Source organism: Martinezella lusitana, assembly GCF_016901135.1.
Taxonomy (GTDB): Bacteria; Pseudomonadota; Alphaproteobacteria; order Rhizobiales; family Rhizobiaceae; genus Rhizobium; species Rhizobium lusitanum_D.
Window position 1 is genome coordinate 127,627 of the sequence record NZ_JAFEVL010000061.1, and the last position, 24,491, is coordinate 152,117.

Sequence of the window (24,491 nt, forward strand, 5' to 3'; positions counted from 1 at the left end):
CTTAGGCCATATTCAATGGATGACGTCAAGGGAAACTGCGCCGCAAGATCGACCGGGTAATATGCTACGGACAGTGCGGCGCAACGATTCGAGCCGACCTATCAAAGTCATGATGCCTCTTTACCCTTCGTAAGGCTATCGGGATGAAAGCGGGTCGCTCTCCGAATTTTATTTGCAATTTTTGCGGCAGTGGCGGAATAGGTCTTCAATCAATCACCGCGAGGAAACAATGAAGAGATTGGTTTTGAGCTTCATAATGGCGGCTACCATGCTCGGTTCCGCCGCAGCCCAATCAACCATTACGCGCGATAGCTCAGCGCAGCTGATCGAGTCCTACCGCGCCTATATCGGTAATGACGACCTATACAATTCGAAGGGGGAACGTCTGACGCTGCCCTGGCAGATCATCCGTCAGGATCGCGCGAACTATCACGCCTATCGCCGCCGCGACCGTGGCGACCAGGGCGACAGCTTCTTCTCGCTGCCATCAAACCGCCAGCGGCTGGAAGCCATGCTCGCAAGCGGCAACATCGCCGATGATGCCGCGAACTTCATCGTCCGCGGCAATGTCTGGGTCAAGGTCGATATCTACGGGCGCGGCGACACCGGCGAATGGGTCGACGTCCACGTTCAGGAATGAACGCCGCACCCGTTTCGGGGTGCGGGTCTTGTCCTCAATGGCCGCCGGAGGCTCTTTTCCGGCGGTTTCTGGCCAGCATGTTGAGCACCTCCACGAGAGCGGAGAAGGCCATGGCCGCATAGATATAGCCCTTCGGCACGTGCACACCCATGCCTTCGGCGATCAGCGTCGTGCCGATCATCAGCAGGAAGGCCAGCGCCAGCATGACGATGCTCGGGTTCTTCTCGATGAAGTTGGCGAGCGGGCTGGCGGCCACCAGCATGACGGTGACGGCGGCGATCACGGCGATGAACATGATCGGCAGATGCGGCGTCATGCCGACGGCGGTGATGATGCTGTCGATCGAGAAGACCAGGTCGAGCAGCAGGATCTGGCCAATGGCGGAGGCGAAGGTCGATGTCGTCGACTTGGCGATGAAATCCTCGCCCTGTTCCTGAGGATCGACGTTGTGATGGATCTCCTTCGTCGCCTTCCAGACCAGGAAGAGGCCGCCGCCGATGAGGATCATGTCCTTCCAGGAGAAGCCCTGACCGAAGATCTCGAAGACGGGCGTCGTCAGCTGGACGATCCAGGCGACCGTGCCGAGCAGGGCGAGACGCATGCCAAGGGCAAGGCCGATACCGATCTTGCGCGCCCTGTCGCGGTGTTCCGCCGGCAGCTTGTTGGTCAGGATCGAGATGAAGATGAGGTTGTCGATGCCAAGCACCACCTCCATGACCACGAGCGTGACGAGTGCTACCCACGCGCTCGGATTCTGCACCAGCCCAACAATATCCATAAGCAATTTCCCCTTTGGTCAGCATTTGCCGATGCTGACCCCCAGCTCCGGCCTGTCAAGAATGGCCGTAATGTAAGGAGCGCCGCCGTCCGTACAAGACAAGCGCCGCCGTCATTTTCATGGCAGCGGGCGCATTCTATGCCTTCAGCGGGATCCATATCTCGGTCACGCCCATGCCGGTACGCGGATCGAAACGATCGTCATAGCGTTCCATCATGTCGGGGATACCGCCATGCTGGTGGCCCGATTGCGGAAGCCATTCGCCGAAGATCTGATGCACGGTGGCGGAAATGCCTGATATGTGGCCGCGATGGGTGAAGACGGCATAGCGCTGCTGCGGCAGTCTTGTCGTCGTGAACCCTTCGGGCAGGTCGTCGGTGCCGGTGACCTCGGCGGCGGACATATAGCGGAAGCTTTCGGTTTCGCCTTCGGCCTGGGTGCAGACGCCGTAGGCGACATTGCCGACCTGACCGGGGATATGGCCGAAATGCTGGTTGAATTTCTGCCAGAGCGAGGGGATCGCCTGCGTGGCTTCATAGGCATAGGTTTCCGCAAGGCCGGCAAGCAGCATTGCGGGGCGGGTCTCGAAGCGCGGGGCATCGAGCTTGGGAAGGCGGGTGTCGTCCATTCTGATCGGCTCCTGTAGAGCGAGGTTGCGAACGTGCCCCTGCTTGCGCAGGCTTTCCGGCGTCACGCCGAATTGCTCGCGGAAGGCACGGGTGAAAGCCTCGTGCGAGCCGTAGCCGGCATCGAGGGCAACCTGGAGAATGGTGGAGGAGCCGTCGATCAGGGCGAGAGCTGCCCCGCTGAGGCGGCGGCTTCTGATATAGCCGCTGATCGAATGGCCAGTCGTCATGCCGAAGACGCGCGACAGATGATAGCGCGACAGCCCGGCTGTTTCGGCGATCTCGTCCAACGAGATGTCGGATGCAAAATGGCTTTCGATAAACCATATCGCTCTTCCGATCGCGCTCATGCTTAACTCCCCTGGTTGCCGGACCAGTCATAGGCGCCCGGCGGCCGCGACGCTTGATCGCCATTGCGGAGTTGGGGGCGCCTCCGCTTGCTGGCAGCTGGGAAGATTGTCAGTCTTGATCCCGGCGATTGGGGCCATAAGCGGCCAGGAAGACGCGCACGGCGCCACGCACGACATAGTCGATTTCCTCTTTCGAAGGCGGGACGTCCATGTCGCCGAATAATCTCAGCTTGAAATAGCCACCGCTTGCCATCTCAAGAAACTGCCGCGCGGCCATGTCGAAGTCCTCGATCTTCACCTGGCCTACGGCAGCCTTGCGCTCAAGAAAGCCGCGCAACACGGTTCGCAGGTTTTCTGGACCGCTGAAGAAGCGTTGACAGAGGGAGGGCATGCGTTCGCGCACGCCGATGACCGTGCGCATGGCGCTGATGGTCTTGTCCGATGTAACATGCGTCCCGAATACCATGCCGAATTCATAAAGAGAGGAAGCGACATCCGCCTCATCGGCAAGTGCGGTACGCACCAACTCGACGAAATGAGCGCGCTCGCTGTCCATCATCGCGGAAAACAGGTCTTCCTTGTTGGCGAAGTAGACGTAAAGCGTGCCTTTGGAGACGCCGGCCTCACGGGTGACATCGTTCATGCTCGCCGCGTCAAACCCCATCTTCATGAAGACGCGCTTGGCGCCCTCTAGAATCTGGTGACGTTTGACCGGATCTTCGCCGGCGGCCCAACGACCACCTGATGCAGGTGCTGGCGCGTTCAATAGAATGGCATTTTGCGATTCGTGTTTCATCGTCTCCTTCATCGATCATTTTTTCTGAATCTTAAACAGACTCGCCAAATAAATCGAACCACGCGGTTCGATATCTCTTGATATGGAATGGAAAACGCTCTATGTCAATTGAACTGAACCGTTCGGTTCGATTATTTTACCCAGAATTCCGGTGGTAGGGCAATGTCGTCAAGTCATGGTAACAATGTAGCGCGCATCGTGGATGAGCCCGCTGATGCCGAAGCGGAAGCTCAGGAGGTCGGCGCATCTGCCGATGCTCCCGCTGCTGAAACGCGAAGCAATCCGGCTCCTGCCCAGGCTGCGCCCGCATCTCCGGCCCCCGCGGCCCCACCGCCGCCGGCAAAGAAGCGGCGCAGCCTGGCCATGCCGATCATCGTTGTCTTGGCCCTCGCAGCCGGCGGTTGGTACGGTTATGACTGGTGGACGACGGGCCGCTTCATGGTCTCCACCGACGACGCTTATATCGAAGGTGATATTGCGACCATCCAGCCGAAGGTTACCGGCTATGTCGCCAAGGTGAACGTCGTCGCCAACCAGCAGGTCAAGGCGGGCGATGTGCTCGCCACGCTCGATGATGGCGACTACAAGCTGGCGCTGGACCAGGCCCAGGCCTCGTACGACACCGAACAGCTTTCGCTCCACACCATCGATGCACAGATTGCCGCCGGCCAGGCCGCTCTTGCCCAGTCGCAGGCGCAGAAGGTTGCCCTGGAAGCCACTGTCCGTGGCGCCCAGATCACCCAGACGCGCGCTGCGGAACTGCAGTCCAAGTCGGTCGGCACCACGGCCTCCTTGGATAGCGCTAACATCGCGCTCGACCAAGCAAGGGCCAACCTGGTCGGCGGCGATGCCGCCATCGCTTCCTCGCAAGCCAATATCAATCTGCTGCAGGCCCAGCGCCGCCAGGCTGAAAGCACGATCAAGGGTCTCGCGGCTGCTCGTGACAAAGCTGCCCGCGACCTGTCCTTCACCGTGCTGAAGGCACCCTATGACGGCATCGTCGGCAATCGCTCGGTTCAGGAAGGCGACCTTGTGTCTCCCGGACAGAAGCTGATGGCGATCGTGCCGATCCGGCAGCTCTATATCGATGCCAACTTCAAGGAAACGCAGATCCAGCACCTGGTTGCCGGTTCCAAGGTCAATGTTCACGTCGACGCCTATAGTGATCATCCGATCGTCGGCACCGTCGAGTCGATCTCGCCGGCTTCCGGTTCGGTCTTCTCGCTCCTGCCGCCGGAAAATGCGACGGGTAATTTCACCAAGATTATCCAGCGCGTGCCTGTTCGCATCGCATTGCCGCAGGATGCGCTCGATAGCGGTCGTCTGCGCGCAGGCTTGAGCGTCGTCGTCGACGTCGACACCCGCACGGCACCGGAAAAGTAAGCGATCAGCTCGGGAGAGACGCACAATGTCGTCCGCCAGCACTACTGCCGGGTCGCCCCCACGCGCCGCCGGCCCCGCCGCGCCACCGGCGGTGGATCACATCGAGCCGAGAAAGCTCATCGCCTTCCTGGCGATGGTGCTCGGCATGTTCATGTCGATCCTCGACATTCAGATCGTGTCTGCCTCGCTCAGCGAAATCCAGGCCGGCCTCAGCGCCGGCTCGGATGAGATCGGCTGGGTGCAGACCGCCTATCTGATCGCTGAAGTCATCATGATTCCGCTGTCGGGAACGCTGGCGCGCATCATCTCGACGCGCTACCTCTTCGCGATCTCGGCCGCCGGTTTCACCGCAGCGAGCGCGCTCGCCGCGACCGCCACCAACATCGACCAAATGATCGTCTACCGCGTGCTGCAGGGCTTTATCGGCGGCGGCATGATCCCTTCGGTCTTTGCGGCCGCGTTCACCATCTTCCCGCCGTCGAAGCGCAATGTCGTCTCGCCGATCATCGGCCTGATCGCAACGCTGGCGCCGACCATCGGCCCGACGGTCGGCGGCTATCTCTCCAATGCCTTTTCCTGGCACTGGCTGTTCCTCGTCAATATTCCACCTGGTATCGTCGTTGCGATCGTCACCTGGAACTACATCGATTTCGACAAGCCCGAACTATCGCTGTTCAAGAAATTCGACTGGTGGGGCCTGCTTTCGATGGGCGTTTTCCTGGGCGCACTGGAATATGTGCTCGAGGAAGGCAACACCAACGACTGGTTCAACGATAATTACATCGTTGCCGGCGCCATCGCCTCGGCTATCGGTGCGGTGATTTTCTTCTACCGCGCCTTTACGGTGGATTTCCCCGTGGTCGATCTGAAGGCGTTCACCAACAAGAACTTCTCCTTCGGTTCGGTGTTCTCCTTCGTGATGGGCATCGGCCTCTATGGCCTGACCTATATCTACCCGCTCTATCTTGCCCGCATTCGTGGCTACGATTCGCTGCAGATCGGCGAGACGATGTTCGTCTCGGGCCTGACCATGTTCTTCACCGCGCCGCTTGCCGGCTTCCTGTCGAGCAAGTTGGACCTGCGCATCCTGATGATCATCGGCTTCACCAGCTTCTCGGCCGGCACCTACATCATGATGCATCTGACTGTGGATTGGGATTTCTGGGAACTGATGATCCCGCAGATCCTGCGCGGCTTCGGCCTGATGCTGTGCATGGTGCCGATCAACAATATCGCGCTTGGAACCATGCCGCCCGCCCGCATGCGCGGGGCTTCCGGCCTGTTCAACCTGACGCGTAACCTCGGTGGCGCCGTCGGCCTTGCGATCATCAATACGCTGCTGACGAACAGGCAGGATCAGCATTACTTCAACCTGCGCGACAATATCCATTGGGGTAACCAGGCTGCCGTCGCTCAGCTGAACAACATGGCCGCCAACTTCAGCGCCTCCGGCCTGGACGGGAAACCGGCCGCGCTGAGACAGATGGTCAACATGGCGACGCAACAGGCTATCGTCATGTCCTTCAGCGATATCTTCCTGATGCTCACCATCCTGTTCCTGGCGATGATCCTCGGCGTCCTCATGCTGAGCAAGCCGAACGCACCAGGCGGCGGAGGTGGCGGAGGCCATTGACCTCGCCGTTATGTAAGGCCCCTCGGAGCGAGGGGCCTTTTTCGTTTCAGCGGGGCGGGCGACAGGAAAATCGGGCCGTCGAAAATTTCTGATTTACGTACATCAGAAATCGCAGTAAGGATTTCAGCAGGAGGAGCCGATGAGACCGACTGTGCATGATATCGCCGCTGCTGCGGGCGTTAGCCTCGCCACCGTGGACCGCGTGCTGAACCAGCGGCCGGGCGTGCGGCTGGTGACGCGGGAAAAGGTGGAGGCAGCCATCCGCCAGATCGGCTATGTCCGCGATGTCGCCGCCGCCAATCTGGCCAAGGGGCGCATCTATCCCATCGTTTTCATCCTGCCGACGGGCGACAATTCCTTCATGCACGGGCTGCGTTCCGAAGTGCGTCACGCGACGTTGCGCTCGAGCTTCGAGCGCACGGAAATCCGCATCGTAGAGGTGCCGGCTTTCGACGTATCGGCGCTGGTTGCGGCACTCGATGCCCTTCAGGGGCGGGATCTCGCCGGTGTCGCCCTGGTGGCGACTGATGCGCCCGAGGTGTGGGCCGCGGTCGATCGGCTCGTATACGAGCGCATCCCCGTCGTCACCCTCGTCTCCGATCTCACCGATTCCGCCCGGCATCATTATGCCGGCATCGACAATATCGCAGCGGGGCGGACCGCTGCCCGGCTGCTCGGCCGTTTTCTCGGCGGCCACGACGGCGACATCACCGTCCTCGCAGGCTCGATGCTCGTGCGCGACCATCGCGAACGCCTGGAAGGGTTCTCGGCCGTCATGGCTGCGGAGTTTCCGAGGCTGCGGCTGCTGCCCGTGCTCGAGGGGCGAGACGATCCGGAGCTTGCCAGGTCGCTCGTGTCCAAGGCGCTTTCCGCAAGCAAGGACATCATCGGCGTCTACAGCCTCGGTGCCGGCAATCGAGGGCTGATCGCAGCGCTGAAGGCCGTCCGGCCCAAACGCGAGCTGACCGTGGTTGTGCACGAGCTGACGCAGCATACGCGCGCAGCACTGATGGACGGCACGATCGACGCCGTTCTCAATCAGGATGCCGGCCATGAAGTGCGCAGCGCCATCCGCGTCATGAAGGCGAAGGCCGATGGTCAAAGCGTCATCGCCGACCAGGAGCGCATACGTCTCGACATTTTCTTGAAGGATAATCTGCCCTGATCATTCGAAAGCGGCAGAACATAGGGAGTACCATCTGATGTATTTGGGTCTCGATCTCGGAACGTCCGGCGTCAAAGCGATGCTGATCGACGGCAATCAGAAGATCATCGGTTCCGCCCATGGCGACCTCGATGTGTCGCGCCCGCATCCCGGCTGGTCGGAGCAGGAGCCGGCGCACTGGGTCCGCGCGACCGAAGAGGCCGTTGCCGGCTTGAAGGCGGCGCATCCGAAGGAGCTGGCCGCCGTGCGCGGCATCGGTCTTTCCGGCCAGATGCATGGCGCGACATTGCTCGATGCCGATGACAAGGTGTTGCGCCCCTGCATTCTCTGGAACGATACGCGCAGCTATCATGAGGCCGCGGCACTGGACGCCGACCCACGTTTCCGGGCGCTGACTGGCAACATCGTCTTCCCGGGCTTCACCGCACCGAAGCTGGCATGGGTCGCCAAGCACGAGCCTGACGTCTTTGCTAAAGTGCGCTGGGTGCTTTTGCCGAAGGACTATCTGCGCCTGTGGCTGACGGGCGAGCATATGTCGGAAATGTCCGATTCCGCCGGCACCTCCTGGCTCGACACCGGCAAGCGCAAATGGTCGTCCGAACTGCTGGCCGCAACCAACCTCGATGAAAAGCAGATGCCGACGCTGGTCGAGGGCACCGAAGTCGCCGGCAAGCTGCGTGGCGAACTGGCATCGAAATGGGGCATTAGTGGCGATGTCGTCGTCGCCGGCGGGGCAGGGGACAATGCGGCCTCCGCCTGCGGCATGGGCACGGTGAGCCATGGCGCCGCCTTCGTTTCGCTCGGCACGTCGGGCGTGCTCTTTGCCGCCAACGGCTCCTACCTGCCGAAGCCGGAAAGCGCCGTTCATGCCTTCTGCCATGCGCTTCCGAACACCTGGCACCAGATGGGCGTCATTCTGTCGGCGACCGATGCGCTGAACTGGCATTCGAGCGTCACCGGCAAATCCGCCGCAGACCTCACCGGCGAACTGGGCGAGACGCTGAAAGCGCCTTCCAGCGTCACTTTCCTGCCCTATCTCTCCGGTGAGCGCACGCCGCACAATGATGCGACGATCCGCGGCGCTTTCATCGGTCTCGGCCATGAAAGCGGCCGGGTGGTGCTGACCCAGGCCGTGCTCGAAGGCGTTGCCTTCGCCATCCGCGACAATCTCGAGGCGTTGCGTTCGGCAGGCACCGACATCGCGCGCGTCACCGCCATCGGCGGCGGCTCGCGGTCGCGCTACTGGCTGGCTTCGATCGCCACCGCGCTTGGCGTGCCCGTCGACCTGCCGGCCGACGGAGATTTCGGAGCGGCCTTCGGCGCTGCGCGTCTCGGCCTGATCGCGGCGACCGACGCCGATCCGATCGCGGTCTGCACGCCGCCGCAGACGGCCGGCACGATCGATCCGGTTGCCTCGCTGAGCGATGCCTATGCGGATGCCTACAAGCGCTACCGGGCGCTCTATCCGGCGATCAAGCCGTTGTCTGCACATTGAAATACCGTGGCGTAAAGCCCCTCATCCGCCCTATCGGGCACCTTCTCCCCGTTTTTGACGGGGAGAAGGGGATAGACGCACCATCACCGTCCCTCTCATCTCTGATTCTGGCGAGGGACCAGAGGTCGTCCCCTCTCCCCGCTTGCGGGGAGAGGGCTGGGGTGAGGGGCAAAGCTGCACGGCACGAATAACAATACAGAAATACCAAAACCCAAGGAGATGAGTTATGAGCACCGGATTTTTCGGCGACATCAGCAAGGTAAAATACGAAGGCCCCGACAGCACCAATCCGCTGGCCTTCCGCCACTACAACAAGGACGAAGTGGTGTTCGGCAAGCGCATGGAAGAGCATCTTCGCTTTGCCGTCGCCTATTGGCATACCTTCACCTGGCCGGGCGGCGATCCCTTCGGCGGCCAGACCTTCCTTCGCCCCTGGTTCAATGACACGATGGAAGCCGCCAAGCTGAAGGCCGATGTGGCCTTCGAATTCTTCACCCTGCTTGGCTCGCCCTATTATTGCTTCCACGATGCCGACGTGCGTCCGGAAGGCAAGAATTTCGCCGAAAACACCAAGAACCTCAACGAGATCGTCGATTACTTCGCTCAGAAGCAGGCCGATACCGGCGTCAAGCTGCTGTGGGGGACGGCGAACCTCTTCTCCAACCGTCGTTTCATGTCGGGTGCCGCGACCAATCCGGATCCGGATGTCTTCGCTTTCTCGGCTGCGACCGTGAAGACCTGCATGGACGCGACTCACAAGCTCGGCGGCGAGAACTACGTGCTCTGGGGCGGTCGCGAAGGCTATGAAACCCTGCTCAATACCGACCTGTCGCGCGAGCTGGACCAGATGGGCCGCTTCCTCAATCTCGTGGTCGAGTACAAGCACAAGATCGGCTTCAAGGGCACGATCCTGATCGAGCCGAAGCCGCAGGAGCCGACCAAGCATCAGTATGATTATGATGTCGCGACGGTCTACGGCTTCCTGAAGAAGAACGGCCTCGAAAATGAAGTGAAGGTCAATATCGAGCAGGGCCATGCGATTCTCGCCGGCCATTCCTTCGAGCATGAACTGGCACTTGCCAATGCTCTCGGCATCTTCGGCTCGATCGACATGAACCGCAACGACTACCAGTCCGGCTGGGATACCGACCAGTTCCCGAACAACGTTCCGGAAATGACGCTCGCCTATTACAAGGTCCTGGCTGGCGGCGGCTTCAAGAGCGGCGGCACCAACTTCGACTCGAAGCTGCGCCGTCAGTCGCTCGATCCGGCGGACCTGCTGATCGGCCATATCGGCGGTATGGATTGCTGCGCCCGTGGTCTGAAGGCAGCCGCCAAGATGATCGAGGACAAGGCCCTGTCGCAGCCGCTTGCCGATCGTTACGCCGGTTGGGATTCGGCTGAGGGTCAGAAGCTGCTTCGCGGCGAATATTCGCTCGACCAGATCGCGCAGTGGGTCGAGGCCAAGGATATCAATCCTCAGCCGAAGTCCGGCAAGCAGGAACTGCTTGAGAATATCGTCAACCGCTACGTTTGATCGACGGCATCTGGGAGGCGGTGGTTCATCGCCTCCCGAATTATTTCCGGAATGCGCGGCTGGAAATCGCTATGGGATTTCCAGAGGGGTCCTTGGCATTGGCGAACACATAGCCGTCGGCCTGATGCAGAGGCCCGAATTCAAGGCCCTCGCCAGCGCATTTGGCGCGGAATGCTTCGACATCTTCCACGTCGAAGCCCAGTTTCACCAGCACTTGGCCCATCTTCTGGCTCTTTGCGGCGGGATGGATCATCAGATTGGCGCCACCATCCTGCGCCAGCAGCTCGATAATCCGATCGCCTTCGAGCCGGAGTGGCCTGAACCCAAAATGCTTCTCGTAAAAGCCGATCGTAGCTTCCACATCGCGGACATAAAGGGTGATCCTACCGAGCGGCATCGCTACGCATCCCTATCGCCTGATACGCGACGGCGCCGACACCGAATTGCGCACCACCAGATCCGGCAGCAGCAGAATTTCAGTCTCCGTCGGCTGGCCGTCCGACAGGAGTTCGAGCAGCAGCGCCATGGCATGCTTGCCGATGGCGGTGCGCGGTTGCCGGATCGTCGTCAGCGATGGTGTCATAAAGACCGCCTGCGGCACGTCGTCGAAGCCGGTCACCGAGAAATCTCCGGGAATGTCATAGCCGCGCGCCTTGAGGCCGATCATCACGCCGATCGCGGTCTGATCGTTGACGCACATGAAGGCTGTCGGCAGCGTGTCGCGCATGAAAAGCTGCTCGACGGCCAGCCGTCCGCTCTCGATGGTGCCGTCACCTTCGAAGACGATGCGCAAATCGGCGCCGATATCAGCGGCATCCATCCCCGCCTCATAGCCCATGCGCCGCCGGCTGTAGGCAAGGCGGGTGCGAGAATCGCCGATGAAGGCGATCTTCCGGTGGCCTTCGGCAATCAGCAGATCGACGGCTTTGCGTGCGCCGGCGATATCGTCGACGCCGACATAGGGGATGCCGCCATTGAAGACCGGCTCGAAGACGCCGACGCTCGGCGGCAGCCGCGCCGTCATCGTCTGATGTCCGAAGGGCAGGATGCCGGTGAACAGGATCAGCCCCGCCGCCTGGTTGGAATTCAGGAATTTCAGATATTCCAGCCCGCGTTGGGCATCGTTCTGCGTATGGCCGATCAGAATGCCGTAGCCGTGCGAACGCGCCTCGTTCTCCAGCCCGATGAGAATATTAGAGAAATTGGGGTCGCCGATGTCGGGCGCTACGACAAGAATCATGTTCGAGCGGCCGAGCCGAAGGCTGCGCGCCATGGCATTGGTCGTATAACCGGTGACTGCGATCGCCTGGTTGACCTTCAGCCGCGTCGAATTGGCGACTTTCTCCGGCATATGGATTGCCCGGGAGACCGTTGCGATCGAAACATTGGCAATTCGGGCGACGTCTTCGATGGTTGCGGGCGTGGAATTCGACACTGCGCTCTGCCTTGGGTCTCGTCTCGGACCGGACACTACACAGACTTCCGTGGAGGTCAAAGGCGACCGCGAAAAATTGTGCAATATCCAACGATGTAAACCTTTACACGTTATATGTAAAGGTTTACATAGCATGGAAAGTGGGTGGAGCCACAGGGGAGGAAGCCATGAGTTCGGAGGCCGTCGACGGTACGGTAGTGCTGTCCGCGAGGCGAATCTGCAAGTCCTTCAGCGGCGTGCAGGTACTGTTCAGCGTCAATTTCGATCTTCGGGCCGGCGAAATCCATGCGCTCATGGGCGAAAACGGCGCCGGCAAGTCGACGCTCGTCAAGGTTCTTTCCGGCTTCGAGCAGCCGAGCTCCGGCGAGATCCTGCTCGACGGCCAGCCGGTGAAGCTGCCGCCGAATGGCGCCGCCGAGGCGCTCGGCATCGTTATCATCCACCAGGAATTCAATCTCGCCGAACATCTGACCGTCACCGAGAGCCTGTTTCTCGGCCGCGAGGTCACGCGTTTCGGCGTGCTCGACCGCAAGCATATGCGCACTGAGACGCGGCGTGTCCTCGATCTCCTCGGTTCGCATGTCGACGAGAATGCCGTGATCGGCACGCTTTCGATCGCCGACAAGCAGATGGTGGAGATTGCCAAGGCGATCAGCCGCGATGCGCGGATCGTCTTTATGGACGAACCGACCGCCGTGCTGTCGCGGGAGGAAACAAATTTCCTGTTCAAGCAGGTGCGCAAGCTCCGCGACCAGGGGACGAGTTTCGTCTTCGTGTCCCACAAGCTCGACGAGGTCATGGAATTGACGGACCGGGTCACGATCTTGCGCGACGGCCAGTGGGTGAAGACATCGCCGACGTCGCTGCTGGATGGCGAATCCATTGCGCAATTGATGGTCGGGCGCGAACTCTCCAGCCTCTATCCGGCCAAGAACGAGCCCGATGTCGATGAAAAGGTTGTGCTCAGCGTCAACTCGGTTTCGACGGGCTACGTCCGCGATGCGAGCTTCGATCTGCGCAAGGGCGAGATACTCGGCTTTTCCGGTATGATCGGATCCGGGCGTACCGAATTGATGGAGGCGATCGTCGGTCTGCGCTCGCGTGCCGCCGGTGAAGTCATCGCCAATGGGCAACCCGTGCCGCCGCATGATGTCCATGCCGCGATCGACGCCGGCCTTGCCTATATGACCAAGGACCGCAAGTCGAAGGGCCTGCTTCTGAATTCGGGCATGACGGCGAACCTTACCCTGCAATCCCTCGATAGGCACGGCAAGTTCGGCTATCTCAGTGCCACGAGCGAAGCCAATGCGCTCACGCGTGCGCGCCGACGTTTCGATATCCGCGTCCGCGACGGGAATATCGTCGCTGGCCGCATGTCCGGCGGCAATCAACAGAAGCTGCTGCTGGCGAAGGTCATGGAGACGGAGCCGCAGATCATCATTATCGATGAGCCGACCCGCGGCATCGACGTCGGCACGAAGCAGCAGATCTATCATTTCATTTCAGCGCTGGCGCGTGATGGCCATTCGATCATCGTCGTCTCCTCGGAGATGCCTGAGGTCATCGGGCTGTGCACGCGGGTTGCGGTGATGCGTGAAGGCCGGATCGTCGGCGTGCTCGAGGGCGACGAAATCTCCGAGCAGGAAATCATGCGTTATGCGGCGGGCCTGAAGAAAAAGACGGCTGCCTGAAGGGGCGGCGAAGGCATGGGTGAATTCCCAGCAATAATGGGACGGGAGGTTGGTTTTGGATATGAGCGTGGGCGAGGATAGCGGCGAAAAGGCAGGCAGACGGGGCCGATCCTGGCGGGATGTGGATCTGCGGGCAGTCGCACCGTTTGCGGCGCTGGTGCTGCTTCTGATCGTCGGGGCGTTGGTCAATCCGAATTTCATCGGCATGACCAATCTCACCAATGTCGCGACGAGATGTGCCTTCATTGCGATCATCGCGGTGGGAGCAACCTTCGTCATCTCGGCGGGCGATCTCGATTTGTCTGTTGGTGCGATGGTCGCCTTCGTCGCGAGCCTGATGATCCTCTTTATGAACTCGGGCGTCATCGCCGATCCAAGCTTGATGCTGGCGGCTGCTGTGTTGTTCTCGGTCGTCGCCGGTGTCCTGTGCGGTCTGGCCAATGGCCTGATCACGACCATGGGCAAGATCGAGCCGTTCATCGCGACCCTCGGCACGATGGGCGTCTATCGTGGCCTAACGACCTGGCTGTCGCAGGGCGGCGCGATCACCTTGCGCCCGGCGGATCTGCAGGCGCTCTACAAGCCCGCTTATTATGGCTCCGTGCTCGGTGTGCCGGTGCCGATCTTGACCATCGTTGTCGTCACCTGCATCGCGGCCTTCATTCTTTATCGCACCCGCTACGGGCGGCACGTCATCGCCGTCGGCTCCAGCCGCGACGTTGCGCGTTATTCCGGTGTCGCGGTCAATCGCGTCCGTACCATCGCCTTCGTCATCCAGGGTCTGTGCGTCGCTATCGCAGTGCTTCTTTACGTGCCGCGGCTTGGCTCTACGTCGGCAACGACAGGTATTCTCTGGGAGTTGCAGGCGATCACGGCCGTCGTCGTTGGCGGCACGGCACTCAAAGGTGGCGCGGGCAGGGTGTGGGGCACGATCTGCGGTGCCTTCATCCTCGAGCTGGTCGGCAATATCATGCTGCTTTCCAATTTCATCAGCGAGTATCTGCTGAGTGCCATCCAGGGTGCGATCATCATCATCGCCATGCTGGTTCAGCGCTCGCTTGCTCGCAAATCATGAATAACCGGGTCAAGGGGCGCCCGGTTCTTATGACAAGGCCCTGTTTCTATCTGGGAGGATAAATCATGCGTAAAAGACTATTTGGCTTGGCTATCGTGATGGCGGCTTTGGCCGGCACGGTGCATGCCGAGGACAAGAAGGTGACGATCGGCGTTTCCATTCCAGCGGCGGACCATGGCTGGACCTCGGGCGTCGTCTTTCATGCCGAGCGTGTCGCCAAGCTGCTGATGGCGGAGCATCCGGGGCTCACCGTCATCGTCAAGACCTCGCCGGATGCGGCAAGCCAGGCGAATGCCGTGCAGGATCTCGAGACCCAGGGCATCGATGCGCTCGTGATCCTGCCTTCGGATCCGGATCCGCTCGTCAACGCCATCAAGGAAGTCAAGGACAAGGGTAAGTTCGTGACGCTCGTCGACCGTGCGCCGAGCAACAACGACAATTCCGTCCGCGACCTCTACGTCGCCGGCAACAATCCGGCGCTCGGCCAGACCGCCGGCGAATATATCAAGAAGAATACGCCTGATGCTCAGGTCGTCGTCATCCGCGGTCTGCCGATCCCGATCGATCAGCAGCGCCAGGACGGTTTCGACAAGGGCATCGCCGGCTCGAACGTCAAGGTTCTCGACCGCCAGTACGGCAACTGGAATCGCGACGACGCCTTTAAGGTCATGCAGGATTACCTGACCAAGTTCCCGAAGATCGACGTGGTCTGGTGCCAGGATGACGACATGGCTGTCGGCGTGCTGCAGGCGATCGATCAGGCTAAGCGCACCGACATCAAGTATGTCATCGCCGGCGCCGGTTCGAAGGACATGGTCAAGAAGGTCATGGACGGCGACAAGCTGATCCCGGTCGACGTGCTTTACCCGCCGGCAATGGTCGGGACGGCTATGGAACTGACCGCCGCCAACTTCTACAATCAGGTTCCGGTTCGCGGCAATTACATCCTGGATGCGACCCTGGTCACCAAGGACAATGCCAAGGATTTTTACTTCGCCGATTCACCCTTCTGATCGGTTGATTTGAATAGATGCGCCCGCCGGTTCCGGCGGGCGTTTTTTATGCACCTGCCGCTTCGTTTCGCACCGTGGGGCAATTTTTGCGGCACGTACCTCTTGCCGTCGGCGGCGGGCCGTGATTAGGTCATGAGGCATTCGACTTTCAGCCAAACGACCCTATGTTTTTTGAGGTGACGGTGTCAAAACCGCCTCGAATAGAGGTTCGAAAGGCTTCGGAAACGTTTACAGAACGCGATTAGGGAGGAATTACGCATGAAGACGATCAAAGGCCCCGGCCTGTTTCTCGGACAATTCGCAGGCGATGCAGCACCGTTCAACTCATGGGATTCGATCACGAAGTGGGCGGCCGATGCCGGCTATGTCGGCGTGCAGGTTCCGACCTGGGCCGGCCAGCTCATCGACCTGAAGAAGGCCGCCACGTCCAAGGACTATTGCGACGAGTTCGCCGGTGTCGCCCGCTCGAACGGCGTCGAAGTCACCGAACTTTCGACCCACCTGCAGGGCCAGCTCGTCGCTGTCCATCCGGCCTATGACGAGGCTTTCGACGGCTTTGCGGCGCCGGAAGTGCGCGGCAATCCCAAGGCCCGTCAGGAATGGGCCGTCGAGCAGGTGAAAATGGCGCTGACGGCTTCGAAGCATCTCGGCATCAAGGCGCATGCGACCTTCTCAGGCGCGCTTGCCTGGCCCTTCATCTATCCCTGGCCGCAGCGCCCGGCCGGCCTCGTCGAAACCGCTTTTGAAGAGCTTGCCCGCCGCTGGACGCCGATCCTCAACCATGCCGACGAAAACGGCGTCGACGTCTGCTACGAAATCCATCCCGGCGAAGACCTGCATGACGGCATCACTTTCGAGATGTTCCTGGAGCGCGTGAAGAACCATCCGCGCGCCAACATGCTCTATGACCCCTCGCATTATGTCCTGCAGTGCCTCGACTATCTCGACAACATCGACATCTACAAGGACAGGATCAAGATGTTCCACGTCAAGGACGCGGAATTCAACCCGACCGGCCGTCAGGGCGTTTATGGCGGCTATCAGGGCTGGGTCGAGCGCGCCGGCCGCTTCCGTTCGCTCGGCGATGGCCAGGTCGATTTCGGCGCTATTTTCTCGAAGATGACGGCTAACAATTTCGATGGCTGGGCCGTGGTCGAATGGGAATGCGCGCTGAAGCATCCAGAGGACGGCGCGCGCGAAGGCGCCGAATTCGTCAAGGCGCATATCATCCGCGTGACCGAAAAGGCCTTCGACGACTTCGCCGGCAGCGGCACGGATCAGGCAGCCAACCGGCGCATGTTGGGGATTTGATCAAGCCCCTTCGCCCCGCAAGGCGGGGAGAAGGTGGACTCGAACGGTCGAGCGGAGCGAAGCCGCGAGAGGACGGATGAGGGGCCTTCTCGATATTCGTCGCGACGGCAGAATTTGCCGAACCCGCGTTAGCCCCTCACCCTAGCCCTCTCCCCGCAGGCGGGGAGAGGGGACGATCGCGTTCAAAGAATTCAATTTCATTCAGGAGGAGCCTTATGGCAATCGAAGGATCATCGGAACAGACACGGGAGCCGCGCATTCGGCTTGGCATGGTGGGCGGAGGTGCTGGCGCCTTCATCGGCGCGGTGCACCGCATCGCGGCACGCATCGACGACCAGTTCGATCTCGTCGCCGGCGCGCTCTCGTCCTCGCCGGACAGGGCGGCGGCTTCCGGCCGCGATCTTGGCCTTGATCCCTCGCGCACCTATGCCAACTATCGCGACATGGCGATCCGCGAAGCCAAGTTGAAGAACGGCATCGAGGCGGTTTCGATCGTGACGCCGAACCATGTCCACTACGACGCTGCCAAGGAATTCCTGAGGCGCGGCATCCACGTCATCTGCGACAAGCCGCTGACCTCCAATCTTGCCGATGCCAAGAAGCTGAAGAAGGTGGCCGACGAGAGCGGTGCGCTCTTCATCCTCACGCACAACTACACCGGCTATCCGATGATCCGGCAGGCGCGTGAGATGATCGCCAATGGCGAGCTCGGCGATATCCGCATCGTGCAGGCGGAATATCCTCAGGATTGGCTGACGGAGAATATCGAGCAGTCGGGCCAGAAGCAGGCGGCCTGGCGCACCGATCCCTCGCAGTCTGGTGCTGGCGGTTCCACCGGCGATATCGGCACGCATGCCTATAATCTCGCCTCCTTCGTCACCGGCCTCGAACTCGACAGCCTTGCTGCCGATCTCGACAGCTTCGTCGAAGGCCGCCGCCTTGATGATAACGCCCATCTGCTGCTGCGCTTCAAAGCCAAGGGCTCGGAAAAGCCGGCCAAGGGCATGCTCTGGTGCAGCCAGGTTGCGCCGGGCCACGAGAACGGCCTGAAGCTTCGGGTCTATGGCACCAAGGGCGGCCTCGAATGGACGCAGGCGGATCCGAACTATCTCTGGTACACGCCGTTTGGCGAGCAGAAGCGGCTGATTACCCGCAATGGTGCCGGCTCCGGAGCTGCTGCGGCACGCGTCTCACGTATCCCGTCCGGCCATCCGGAAGGCTATCTCGAAGCCTTCGCCACGATCTATACCGAGGCCGCGCGCGCCATCAACGCTCGCAAGAAGGGCGTCGCCGTCGATCCGGCCGTGATCTATCCGACTGTCGATGACGGCGTGAAGGGTGTGGCTTTCGTCGAGGCTTGCGTTGCCTCCTCGAAGCGCAACGGCGCCTGGATCAAGCTGTAGGGTTCGAGCTTCATGTTCGAGGCGGCGTAGGGCGCCTCGAACTCATTGGGAGATTGCCGTTCAGGCGGCGAGTTCCTGCTTGCGCTTCGTCAGCGCGTCGACACTGAACGGGCCGGCGCCGGCGCTAACCAGAAACAGGAAGATGAAGCAGAAGAGGATTGCGGAGACGCCGCCGTTCTGCGCGGGGTAGAAGCTCTGCGGCGCATGGCGCAGGAAATAGGCGAAAGCCATCAGGCCAGACAATACGAAGGAAGCGATCCGTGTCTGGAAGCCGATCAGAACGAGGAAGCCGAGGACAAGCTCGAGCAGACCGGCAATCCACGACAAGGACCAGGCGGACGGCACGTTCTGGGCGGCTGGGAAATGCAGGACCTTCTGCGTTCCATAGCTGAATAGCACGAGCGACGAGACGATGCGCAGGAGGCTCAGCAGATAAGGGTGGAGAGAGTGGAGCGCAGGGAGCATTTTGGTCCTTTCGTTTGGGAAATGACTGCCACCCTCAATTGATCCTGGTCGAAAACACAAGTCACGACTGTTGACATTGGTGTTATCGGACCGCCCGAGAGTTTCTGGCGATTGTCTGTGAAACGCTCCGAAAACCGGTAGCCGGCTCCTTTTCTCTGTACCTGCAACGTTTCAGCTTTCTGAACTCGAGACTGTACTTTGCCGCGCGGCTTGGCTAAACCGCAGCCAACGAAGCCACAACAAACGGGATTTTCATCATGATCGATCCGAAGCTTCTTGCCGATCGCTTCCCCGGCGATTTCACGTTCGGCGTCGCCACCGCCGCCTTCCAGATCGAGGGCGCCACCAAGGCGGATGGCCGCAAGCCCTCGATATGGGACGCCTTCGCCAACATGCCCGGCCGCGTCTTTCAGCGCCAGAATGGCGATGTCGCTTGCGATCATTATAATCGGCTGGAGCAGGATCTCGATCTGATCAAGGAGATGGGCGTCGAAGCCTATCGCTTCTCGATCGCCTGGCCGCGCATCATTCCCGACGGCACCGGCCCCATCAACGAAGCCGGCCTCGATTTCTACGATCGCCTCGTCGACGGCTGCAAGGCGCGTGGGATCAAGACCTTCGCGACGCTCTATCACTGGGACCTGCCGCTGACGCTTGCCGGCGACGGCGGCTGGACGGCGCGGTCGACGGCGCATGCCTTCCAGCGCTATGCCAAGACCGTCATGGCCCGCCTTGGCGACCGCCTGGATTCCGTTGCCACCTTCAACGAGCCGTGGTGCATCGTCTGGCTGAGCCACCTCTACGGCGTGCATGCGCCAGGCGAACGCAACATGCAGGCAGCGCTTTACGCCATGCACTATATGAACCTTGCCCATGGTCTCGGCGTCGAGGCGATCCGCGCCGCGGCGCCGAAGGTGCCTGTTGGTATCGTGCTCAACGCCGCATCCATCCTGCCGGGCTCGGATCGTCCCGAAGATCTGGCCGCCGTCGAGCGCGCCCATCAGTTCCACAATGGCGCCTTCTTCGATCCGATCTTCAAGGGCGAGTATCCGAAGGAATTCGTCGAGGCGCTCGGCGACCGCATGCCTGTCATAGAGGATGGCGATCTGAAGACCATTAACCAGAAGCTGGATTGGTGGGGGTTGAACTACTACAAGCCTGACCGCGTCTTCGATGACGCGACCAAGAGCGGCGATTTCCCATGGACGAAGGAAGCGCCGCCGGTCAGCGACGCGAAAACCGATATCGGCTGGGAAATCTATGCGCCGGGCCTGAAGCACGTCGTCGAGGATCTCAACAAGCGCTACGAGCTGCCGGAGTGCTACATCACCGAGAACGGCGCCTGCTACAACATGGGGATCGTCAAAGGCGAGGTCGATGACCAGCCGCGTCTCGATTACTACATCGAGCATCTCGGCATCGTCGCCGACCTCATCAAGGACGGCTATCCGATGCGCGGCTATTTCGCCTGGAGCCTGATGGACAATTTCGAATGGGCTGAGGGTTATCGCATGCGCTTCGGCCTGGTGCATGTCGACTACGAGACGCAGGTGCGCACGGTGAAGAAAAGCGGCAAATGGTACCGGAAGCTCGCTGCCCAGTTCCCGAAGGGTAACCATAAGGCGGATTGATGCGGTTCTGCCTCCGCCTTGAGGGGTGAGGTCGCGCGGAACGCGCGGGTGGGGGTGACCTCCGGTGTCCGCAATGGTCACCCCACCCCGGACCTCTGGTCCGACCCTCCCCCTCAAGGGGAGGGTAGCCATCGCCCGAATCGAGGGGGTCTGGTAGGTTTCGCACATGATCCCACGACCGCTCTTCCTATATGCACTTTGCGGCAGCCAGCGGCAGGCTTCTACCAGCCGCCGGCTGCTGGAAGCCCTGCGGCTCACATGCCCCGAGGGCATCACCATCGAGATCTGCGATCTGATCGCCGATCTGCCGATCTTCAATCCGGACGACGAGGGCGAGAGGACGCCGCCCGTCGTCGCAAAATTCGCGACGAAGATCCGCGAAGCCGATGGCTTGATCGTCTCCTGCCCGGAATATGCCCATGGCATTCCCGGCGGATTCAAGAATGCGCTGGACTGGCTGGTGTCGCGCGACGAGGTGCCGTTCAAGCCGCTGATGTTCGCGCATGCCTCGCATCGCGGCGACCTTGTGCTGGAACAACTTGCCGATGTGCTGCAGACCATGTCGCTACGCATCGTGTCGGAGGCCTTTCTGCGTTTGTCGATCGCGGGCAAGGGCGATGAGGTGCAGGCGGCAATTCTCTCGCAGGCACGCGAAAGCGGCCTGTTGCAGGGCAGTCTCAGTCGTTTCGCGGAGGCGATTTGCACAGAGGCGTGAATTCTATCGCCAGCGGCAAATATACAACTCCTTCCTGTAGGAATCTCGAACTCGCCTTAACCGTTTATTGAAGACCTGACGGCAGACTTCCACGCCAAGGAGAAAAGGCGTTGGGCGCAGTTTTACAGTCACTAGGGCGAGGTACGCATATCGGTCGTCATTCCATCGTGACGGCCGTTTTGATTTCTTTCGCAGTGGTCGTTGCCGTGGTGACCCTGATGGTGCTCACCGCGATCGGTCGCGTCGCCGATTACTCCAACAAGCTGGATGACGAACGCTCCTGGGAAACCACGGTCGGCGCGCTCAAGACCTTTCAAGGACAGCTCGAGGCAACGCTGCACGATCACTCGGCGCGCAATGATGCCGCGAGAAGTGTCTACGGGAAGGACGAGCAAGGCTGGATCGCCGGCAATTACGGCGATATATCCTCCAATAGCGCCCTGTTCGATATCGCCGTCATCGTCGATGACAACAATAAGCCGATCGTCGCCTATCACGATGGCGAGCCAATGACGGACGGGATCAAGGACGTTCTCGGCACCGCCGTTTGGGCTCTGGTCGACCAGGCGCGCACCACGCGTGTAACCGGTGTTCCCGAAGCGGGTGGTTACATCATGACCGGCAACGGCATTGCCGCTGCCGGGGCCGCGACGATCCGGGAAAGATCCGGCCGTATTCCCGTGCCCGAAGGCCAGCGGCGCTACCTGATCCTCGTGCGTTATCTCGATGCAGCCAGGATCAAGATGCTGTCCAACACCTATGTCATCAGCGGTCTCAAGCTGGTGCCGCCGGATACCGTCGCGCGCTATGCCGTTTCCATCGTTGATCCGCTCGGCAAGTCGCTGGGACGGCTGGTCTGGAATTCGCGCCAACCGGGTGACCTCAGTTATCAGCAGGTCCGTCCGCTGGTGCTCGGCGCGCTCGGTCTGGTCGGCCTGTTCTTCGTCGTGCTGCTCATTCTGGGATCGCTGGCGGGGCGTCGGTTGCGGGCGGAGGAAGTCCAGGCGCGCCAGGGCTCTCTTCGCGATCGCTTGAGCGGCCTTCTCAATCGCGAAGGGCTGCGGCTCGATGTGGACCGCCTGGTCGAGCGGGCGCGCGGCGATGGCAGCAATGTCCTGCTTCTCTATCTCGATCTCGACGGCTTCAAGGAAATCAACGATTCCTATGGGCATGGCACCGGCGATCAGCTCATTCGCGCCGTGGCCGCCGGTCTGAGCGTGCTCGTTCCGCCCCAGGCGGCACTGGCGCGGCTCGGCGGCGATGAATTCGCCATCGCTTTTCCGACCCGGGAGCTCAACGATGCGCCGGCGCTGCGGCTGGCGGAACAGGTGCTAGATTTTCTTTCGGAGCCATTGGAAATCGGCCGACGGGTGGTGGTGGTCGGTGCCAGCATCGGTATTGCCAGCTCACCGGAAGGTCGGATCGACCGCGAGGAGCTGGTGCGTCGCGCCGACCTTGCCATGTACAAGGCCAAGGAAGCCGGCCGCGCCCGCATGACCTGCTATGAGACGGCCATGGACGCCTATCGCGAGGAACGCAACGCCCTGGAACTCGATCTGCGCCACGCGATCGAAACGGAGGAGCTGACCGTCGCCTATCAGCCGCTGGTGGATGCGTCGAGCTGCCACATGATCGGTGTCGAGGCGCTCGTGCGATGGAACCGGCCCGGTCATGGGCCGATTCCGCCCGATGACTTCATTCCCGTTGCCGAAACCAGCGGCCTGATCGAGGCGCTGGGGCTGCTGGTTCTGCGCAAGGCTTGCGCGGCGGCACAGCGCTGGCCAGACCTGCGGATCGCCGTCAACGTCTCGCCTGGGCAATTCCGCAATCCCGCATTTGCCGACTATGTTCGCAACGTTCTGAACAGCGCGGCCATCGAAGCCGATCGCGTTACGCTGGAGATCACCGAGGGCTACATCATTCAAAATCCGGAGCGCACCCGTCAGTCGATCGAGCGGCTGAAGGCGCTCGGCGTCAAGGTGGCCCTCGACGACTTCGGATCTGGTTTCTCCTCCATCGGCTATCTGCGCCAATTCGGTTTCGATCGCATCAAGATCGATCGCTCGATGACGATGAATATACTGGAGGACAGCAGCGCCCGCGAGATGTTGCAGGCGACGGTGGCGCTGGCCCGCTCGCTCGACATTCCCGTCACCGCCGAGGGCATCGAGACGGAAGAGCAGGGAAGGGCGCTGCAGGGCTTCGGTTGCGACGAGTTGCAGGGCTATTTCTACGGAAGGCCGATGCCGGAGGCCGAGATCAGCAAGCGCCTTGCCGTGCAGATGGCGACTGTCCTCGATGAGGAACGCGTCGCCGCCGCCTGAGATCGTCAGCCGATATGCTCCCGGCCGCGCTTGCGGGCGAGCGCGATCTGCCGCTGCCTTTCGCGATAGCGTTCGCGATCTTCCTCGCTGCGCTCATGATAGCAATGGCTGCAGGAGACACCTGCTTCATAGAAGGGCGATGTCACTTCTTCCGCGGTGATCGGCTGGCGGCAAGCGTGACAGAGCTTGTGATTGCCCTCTTTCAGGCCATGCTCGACGGAGACGCGTTCGTCGAAGACGAAGCATGCGCCTTCCCACAGGCTCTCTTCCGGCGGCACTTCCTCGAGATACTTCAGGATGCCGCCCTTGAGATGGAACACCTCGTCGAAGCCCTGCTGTTTCATGAAGGCGGTCGCCTTTTCGCAGCGGATGCCGCCGGTGCAGTACATGGCGATCTTCGGCTTGTTGTGCAGGCCGGTATTCTGGCGCACCCATTCGGGGAATTCGCGGAAGGTCTTGGTCTGCGGGTCGACCGCGCCCTTGAAGAGGCCGATGGCCGTCTCGTAATCGTTGCGCGTATCGATGACGATGGTGTCGGGATCGGAGATCAGCGCGTTCCAGTCCTTCGGCGCGATATAGGTGCCGACGACCCTGGTGGGGTCGATATCCTCGACGCCCATGGTGACGATCTCTTTCTTGAGCTTCACCTTCATGCGCACGAAAGGCATTTTCGACGCACGGCTTTCCTTGTGCTCCATGCCGGAAAATTCCGGCTGCGCCCGCAGGAAGGCGAGCACGGTGCCGATGGCGGCATCCGTGCCGGCAATGGTGCCGTTGATCCCCTCGTGCGCGAGCAGCAGCGTGCCCTTGACGCCGTTTGCCTCGCAGAGCGCAAGCAGCGGCTCCTGCAGGCTTTCGAAGCGCGGAAAGGAAACGAAATGGTAGAGCGCCGCAACGAGGAATGCGCCGGTCGCCTCATGCCGTGGGCTGGAAAGGATGTCTGTCATGCCGGGGAAATACAATTTTGTGCGTCGGCAGGCAATCAAGATTTATGCCGAAGCCCTGCGTGATCGGCACAATGCCAT

The 24,491-nt window shown here is 61.0% G+C and carries 21 protein-coding genes; 14 read left to right on the top strand and 7 right to left on the bottom strand.

Annotated elements, in window-relative coordinates; genetic code table 11:
• Nucleotides 1-229 precede the first annotated feature (229 nt).
• On the top strand, nt 230-640 hold the full coding sequence (locus JTP94_RS26095) for a hypothetical protein (RefSeq protein WP_204853318.1): 411 nt from the start codon (nt 230-232) through the stop codon (nt 638-640).
• A 34-nt stretch (nt 641-674) separates the two neighbouring features.
• Here the strand turns inward: JTP94_RS26095 and JTP94_RS26100 are convergent, their stop codons facing one another.
• The 3 genes from JTP94_RS26100 to JTP94_RS26110 form a co-directional block, all read right to left on the bottom strand.
• Complete coding sequence (locus JTP94_RS26100; RefSeq protein ID WP_204853319.1) at nt 675-1,418, bottom strand: TerC family protein; 744 nt, start codon at nt 1,416-1,418, stop codon at nt 675-677.
• 136 nt (nt 1,419-1,554) lie between these two features.
• Complete coding sequence (locus JTP94_RS26105; protein WP_204853320.1) at nt 1,555-2,394, bottom strand: GyrI-like domain-containing protein; 840 nt, start codon at nt 2,392-2,394, stop codon at nt 1,555-1,557.
• A gap of 109 nt (nt 2,395-2,503) precedes the next feature.
• Nucleotides 2,504-3,190: a TetR/AcrR family transcriptional regulator gene (locus tag JTP94_RS26110; protein WP_034503293.1), complete on the bottom strand. Its 687-nt coding sequence runs from the start codon at nt 3,188-3,190 to the stop codon at nt 2,504-2,506.
• Nucleotides 3,191-3,352: 162 nt separating this feature from the next.
• Here JTP94_RS26110 and JTP94_RS26115 point away from each other — a divergent pair, with 162 nt between their 5' ends.
• The 5 genes from JTP94_RS26115 (at nt 3,353) to xylA (ending at nt 10,403) form a co-directional block, all read left to right on the top strand.
• The gene (locus JTP94_RS26115) at nt 3,353-4,573 is read left to right on the top strand and encodes an HlyD family secretion protein (RefSeq protein ID WP_204853321.1); all 1,221 of its coding nucleotides are present in this window, start codon (nt 3,353-3,355) and stop codon (nt 4,571-4,573) included.
• Between the two features lie 25 nt (nt 4,574-4,598).
• Nucleotides 4,599-6,206: a DHA2 family efflux MFS transporter permease subunit gene (locus tag JTP94_RS26120; protein WP_204853322.1), complete on the top strand. Its 1,608-nt coding sequence runs from the start codon at nt 4,599-4,601 to the stop codon at nt 6,204-6,206.
• A 139-nt stretch (nt 6,207-6,345) separates the two neighbouring features.
• On the top strand, nt 6,346-7,371 hold the full coding sequence (locus JTP94_RS26125; RefSeq protein ID WP_204853323.1) for a LacI family DNA-binding transcriptional regulator: 1,026 nt from the start codon (nt 6,346-6,348) through the stop codon (nt 7,369-7,371).
• 37 nt (nt 7,372-7,408) lie between these two features.
• Nucleotides 7,409-8,866: a xylulokinase gene (xylB, locus tag JTP94_RS26130; protein ID WP_204853324.1), complete on the top strand. Its 1,458-nt coding sequence runs from the start codon at nt 7,409-7,411 to the stop codon at nt 8,864-8,866.
• 226 nt (nt 8,867-9,092) lie between these two features.
• Entirely contained in the window at nt 9,093-10,403 is a 1,311-nt protein-coding gene (xylA, locus tag JTP94_RS26135; RefSeq protein ID WP_204853325.1) for a xylose isomerase, read from the top strand.
• A 40-nt stretch (nt 10,404-10,443) separates the two neighbouring features.
• On the opposite strand, the gene JTP94_RS26140 is transcribed toward xylA, so the two are convergent.
• On the bottom strand, nt 10,444-10,800 hold the full coding sequence (locus tag JTP94_RS26140; protein WP_204853326.1) for a VOC family protein: 357 nt from the start codon (nt 10,798-10,800) through the stop codon (nt 10,444-10,446).
• Between the two features lie 12 nt (nt 10,801-10,812).
• On the bottom strand, nt 10,813-11,838 hold the full coding sequence (locus JTP94_RS26145) for a LacI family DNA-binding transcriptional regulator (protein ID WP_204853327.1): 1,026 nt from the start codon (nt 11,836-11,838) through the stop codon (nt 10,813-10,815).
• A gap of 167 nt (nt 11,839-12,005) precedes the next feature.
• Here JTP94_RS26145 and JTP94_RS26150 point away from each other — a divergent pair, with 167 nt between their 5' ends.
• The 5 genes from JTP94_RS26150 (at nt 12,006) to JTP94_RS26170 (ending at nt 18,331) form a co-directional block, all read left to right on the top strand.
• Nucleotides 12,006-13,529, top strand: coding sequence for a sugar ABC transporter ATP-binding protein (locus JTP94_RS26150; protein ID WP_204853328.1), 1,524 nt, complete (start codon nt 12,006-12,008; stop codon nt 13,527-13,529).
• A gap of 61 nt (nt 13,530-13,590) precedes the next feature.
• The gene (locus tag JTP94_RS26155) at nt 13,591-14,604 is read left to right on the top strand and encodes an ABC transporter permease (protein ID WP_204853393.1); all 1,014 of its coding nucleotides are present in this window, start codon (nt 13,591-13,593) and stop codon (nt 14,602-14,604) included.
• A 65-nt stretch (nt 14,605-14,669) separates the two neighbouring features.
• The gene (locus JTP94_RS26160) at nt 14,670-15,617 is read left to right on the top strand and encodes a substrate-binding domain-containing protein (protein ID WP_204853329.1); all 948 of its coding nucleotides are present in this window, start codon (nt 14,670-14,672) and stop codon (nt 15,615-15,617) included.
• A gap of 258 nt (nt 15,618-15,875) precedes the next feature.
• Nucleotides 15,876-16,928: a sugar phosphate isomerase/epimerase gene (locus tag JTP94_RS26165; RefSeq protein ID WP_204853330.1), complete on the top strand. Its 1,053-nt coding sequence runs from the start codon at nt 15,876-15,878 to the stop codon at nt 16,926-16,928.
• A 215-nt stretch (nt 16,929-17,143) separates the two neighbouring features.
• Nucleotides 17,144-18,331: a Gfo/Idh/MocA family protein gene (locus JTP94_RS26170; RefSeq protein WP_204853331.1), complete on the top strand. Its 1,188-nt coding sequence runs from the start codon at nt 17,144-17,146 to the stop codon at nt 18,329-18,331.
• 60 nt (nt 18,332-18,391) lie between these two features.
• On the opposite strand, the gene JTP94_RS26175 is transcribed toward JTP94_RS26170, so the two are convergent.
• The gene (locus tag JTP94_RS26175; protein ID WP_204853332.1) at nt 18,392-18,796 is read right to left on the bottom strand and encodes a DoxX family protein; all 405 of its coding nucleotides are present in this window, start codon (nt 18,794-18,796) and stop codon (nt 18,392-18,394) included.
• A 257-nt stretch (nt 18,797-19,053) separates the two neighbouring features.
• Between JTP94_RS26175 and JTP94_RS26180 the strand changes: the two genes are divergently transcribed.
• The 3 genes from JTP94_RS26180 (at nt 19,054) to JTP94_RS26190 (ending at nt 23,466) form a co-directional block, all read left to right on the top strand.
• Nucleotides 19,054-20,427: a GH1 family beta-glucosidase gene (locus tag JTP94_RS26180; protein ID WP_204853333.1), complete on the top strand. Its 1,374-nt coding sequence runs from the start codon at nt 19,054-19,056 to the stop codon at nt 20,425-20,427.
• Between the two features lie 166 nt (nt 20,428-20,593).
• The gene (locus JTP94_RS26185) at nt 20,594-21,142 is read left to right on the top strand and encodes an NADPH-dependent FMN reductase (RefSeq protein ID WP_204853334.1); all 549 of its coding nucleotides are present in this window, start codon (nt 20,594-20,596) and stop codon (nt 21,140-21,142) included.
• Between the two features lie 110 nt (nt 21,143-21,252).
• Nucleotides 21,253-23,466 carry a bifunctional diguanylate cyclase/phosphodiesterase gene (locus tag JTP94_RS26190; RefSeq protein ID WP_204853335.1) on the top strand — a complete coding sequence of 738 codons (2,214 nt, stop codon included), beginning with the start codon at nt 21,253-21,255 and terminating at the stop codon, nt 23,464-23,466.
• Between the two features lie 5 nt (nt 23,467-23,471).
• Here the strand turns inward: JTP94_RS26190 and JTP94_RS26195 are convergent, their stop codons facing one another.
• Complete coding sequence (locus JTP94_RS26195; RefSeq protein WP_204853336.1) at nt 23,472-24,413, bottom strand: rhodanese-related sulfurtransferase; 942 nt, start codon at nt 24,411-24,413, stop codon at nt 23,472-23,474.
• Nucleotides 24,414-24,491 lie beyond the last annotated feature (78 nt).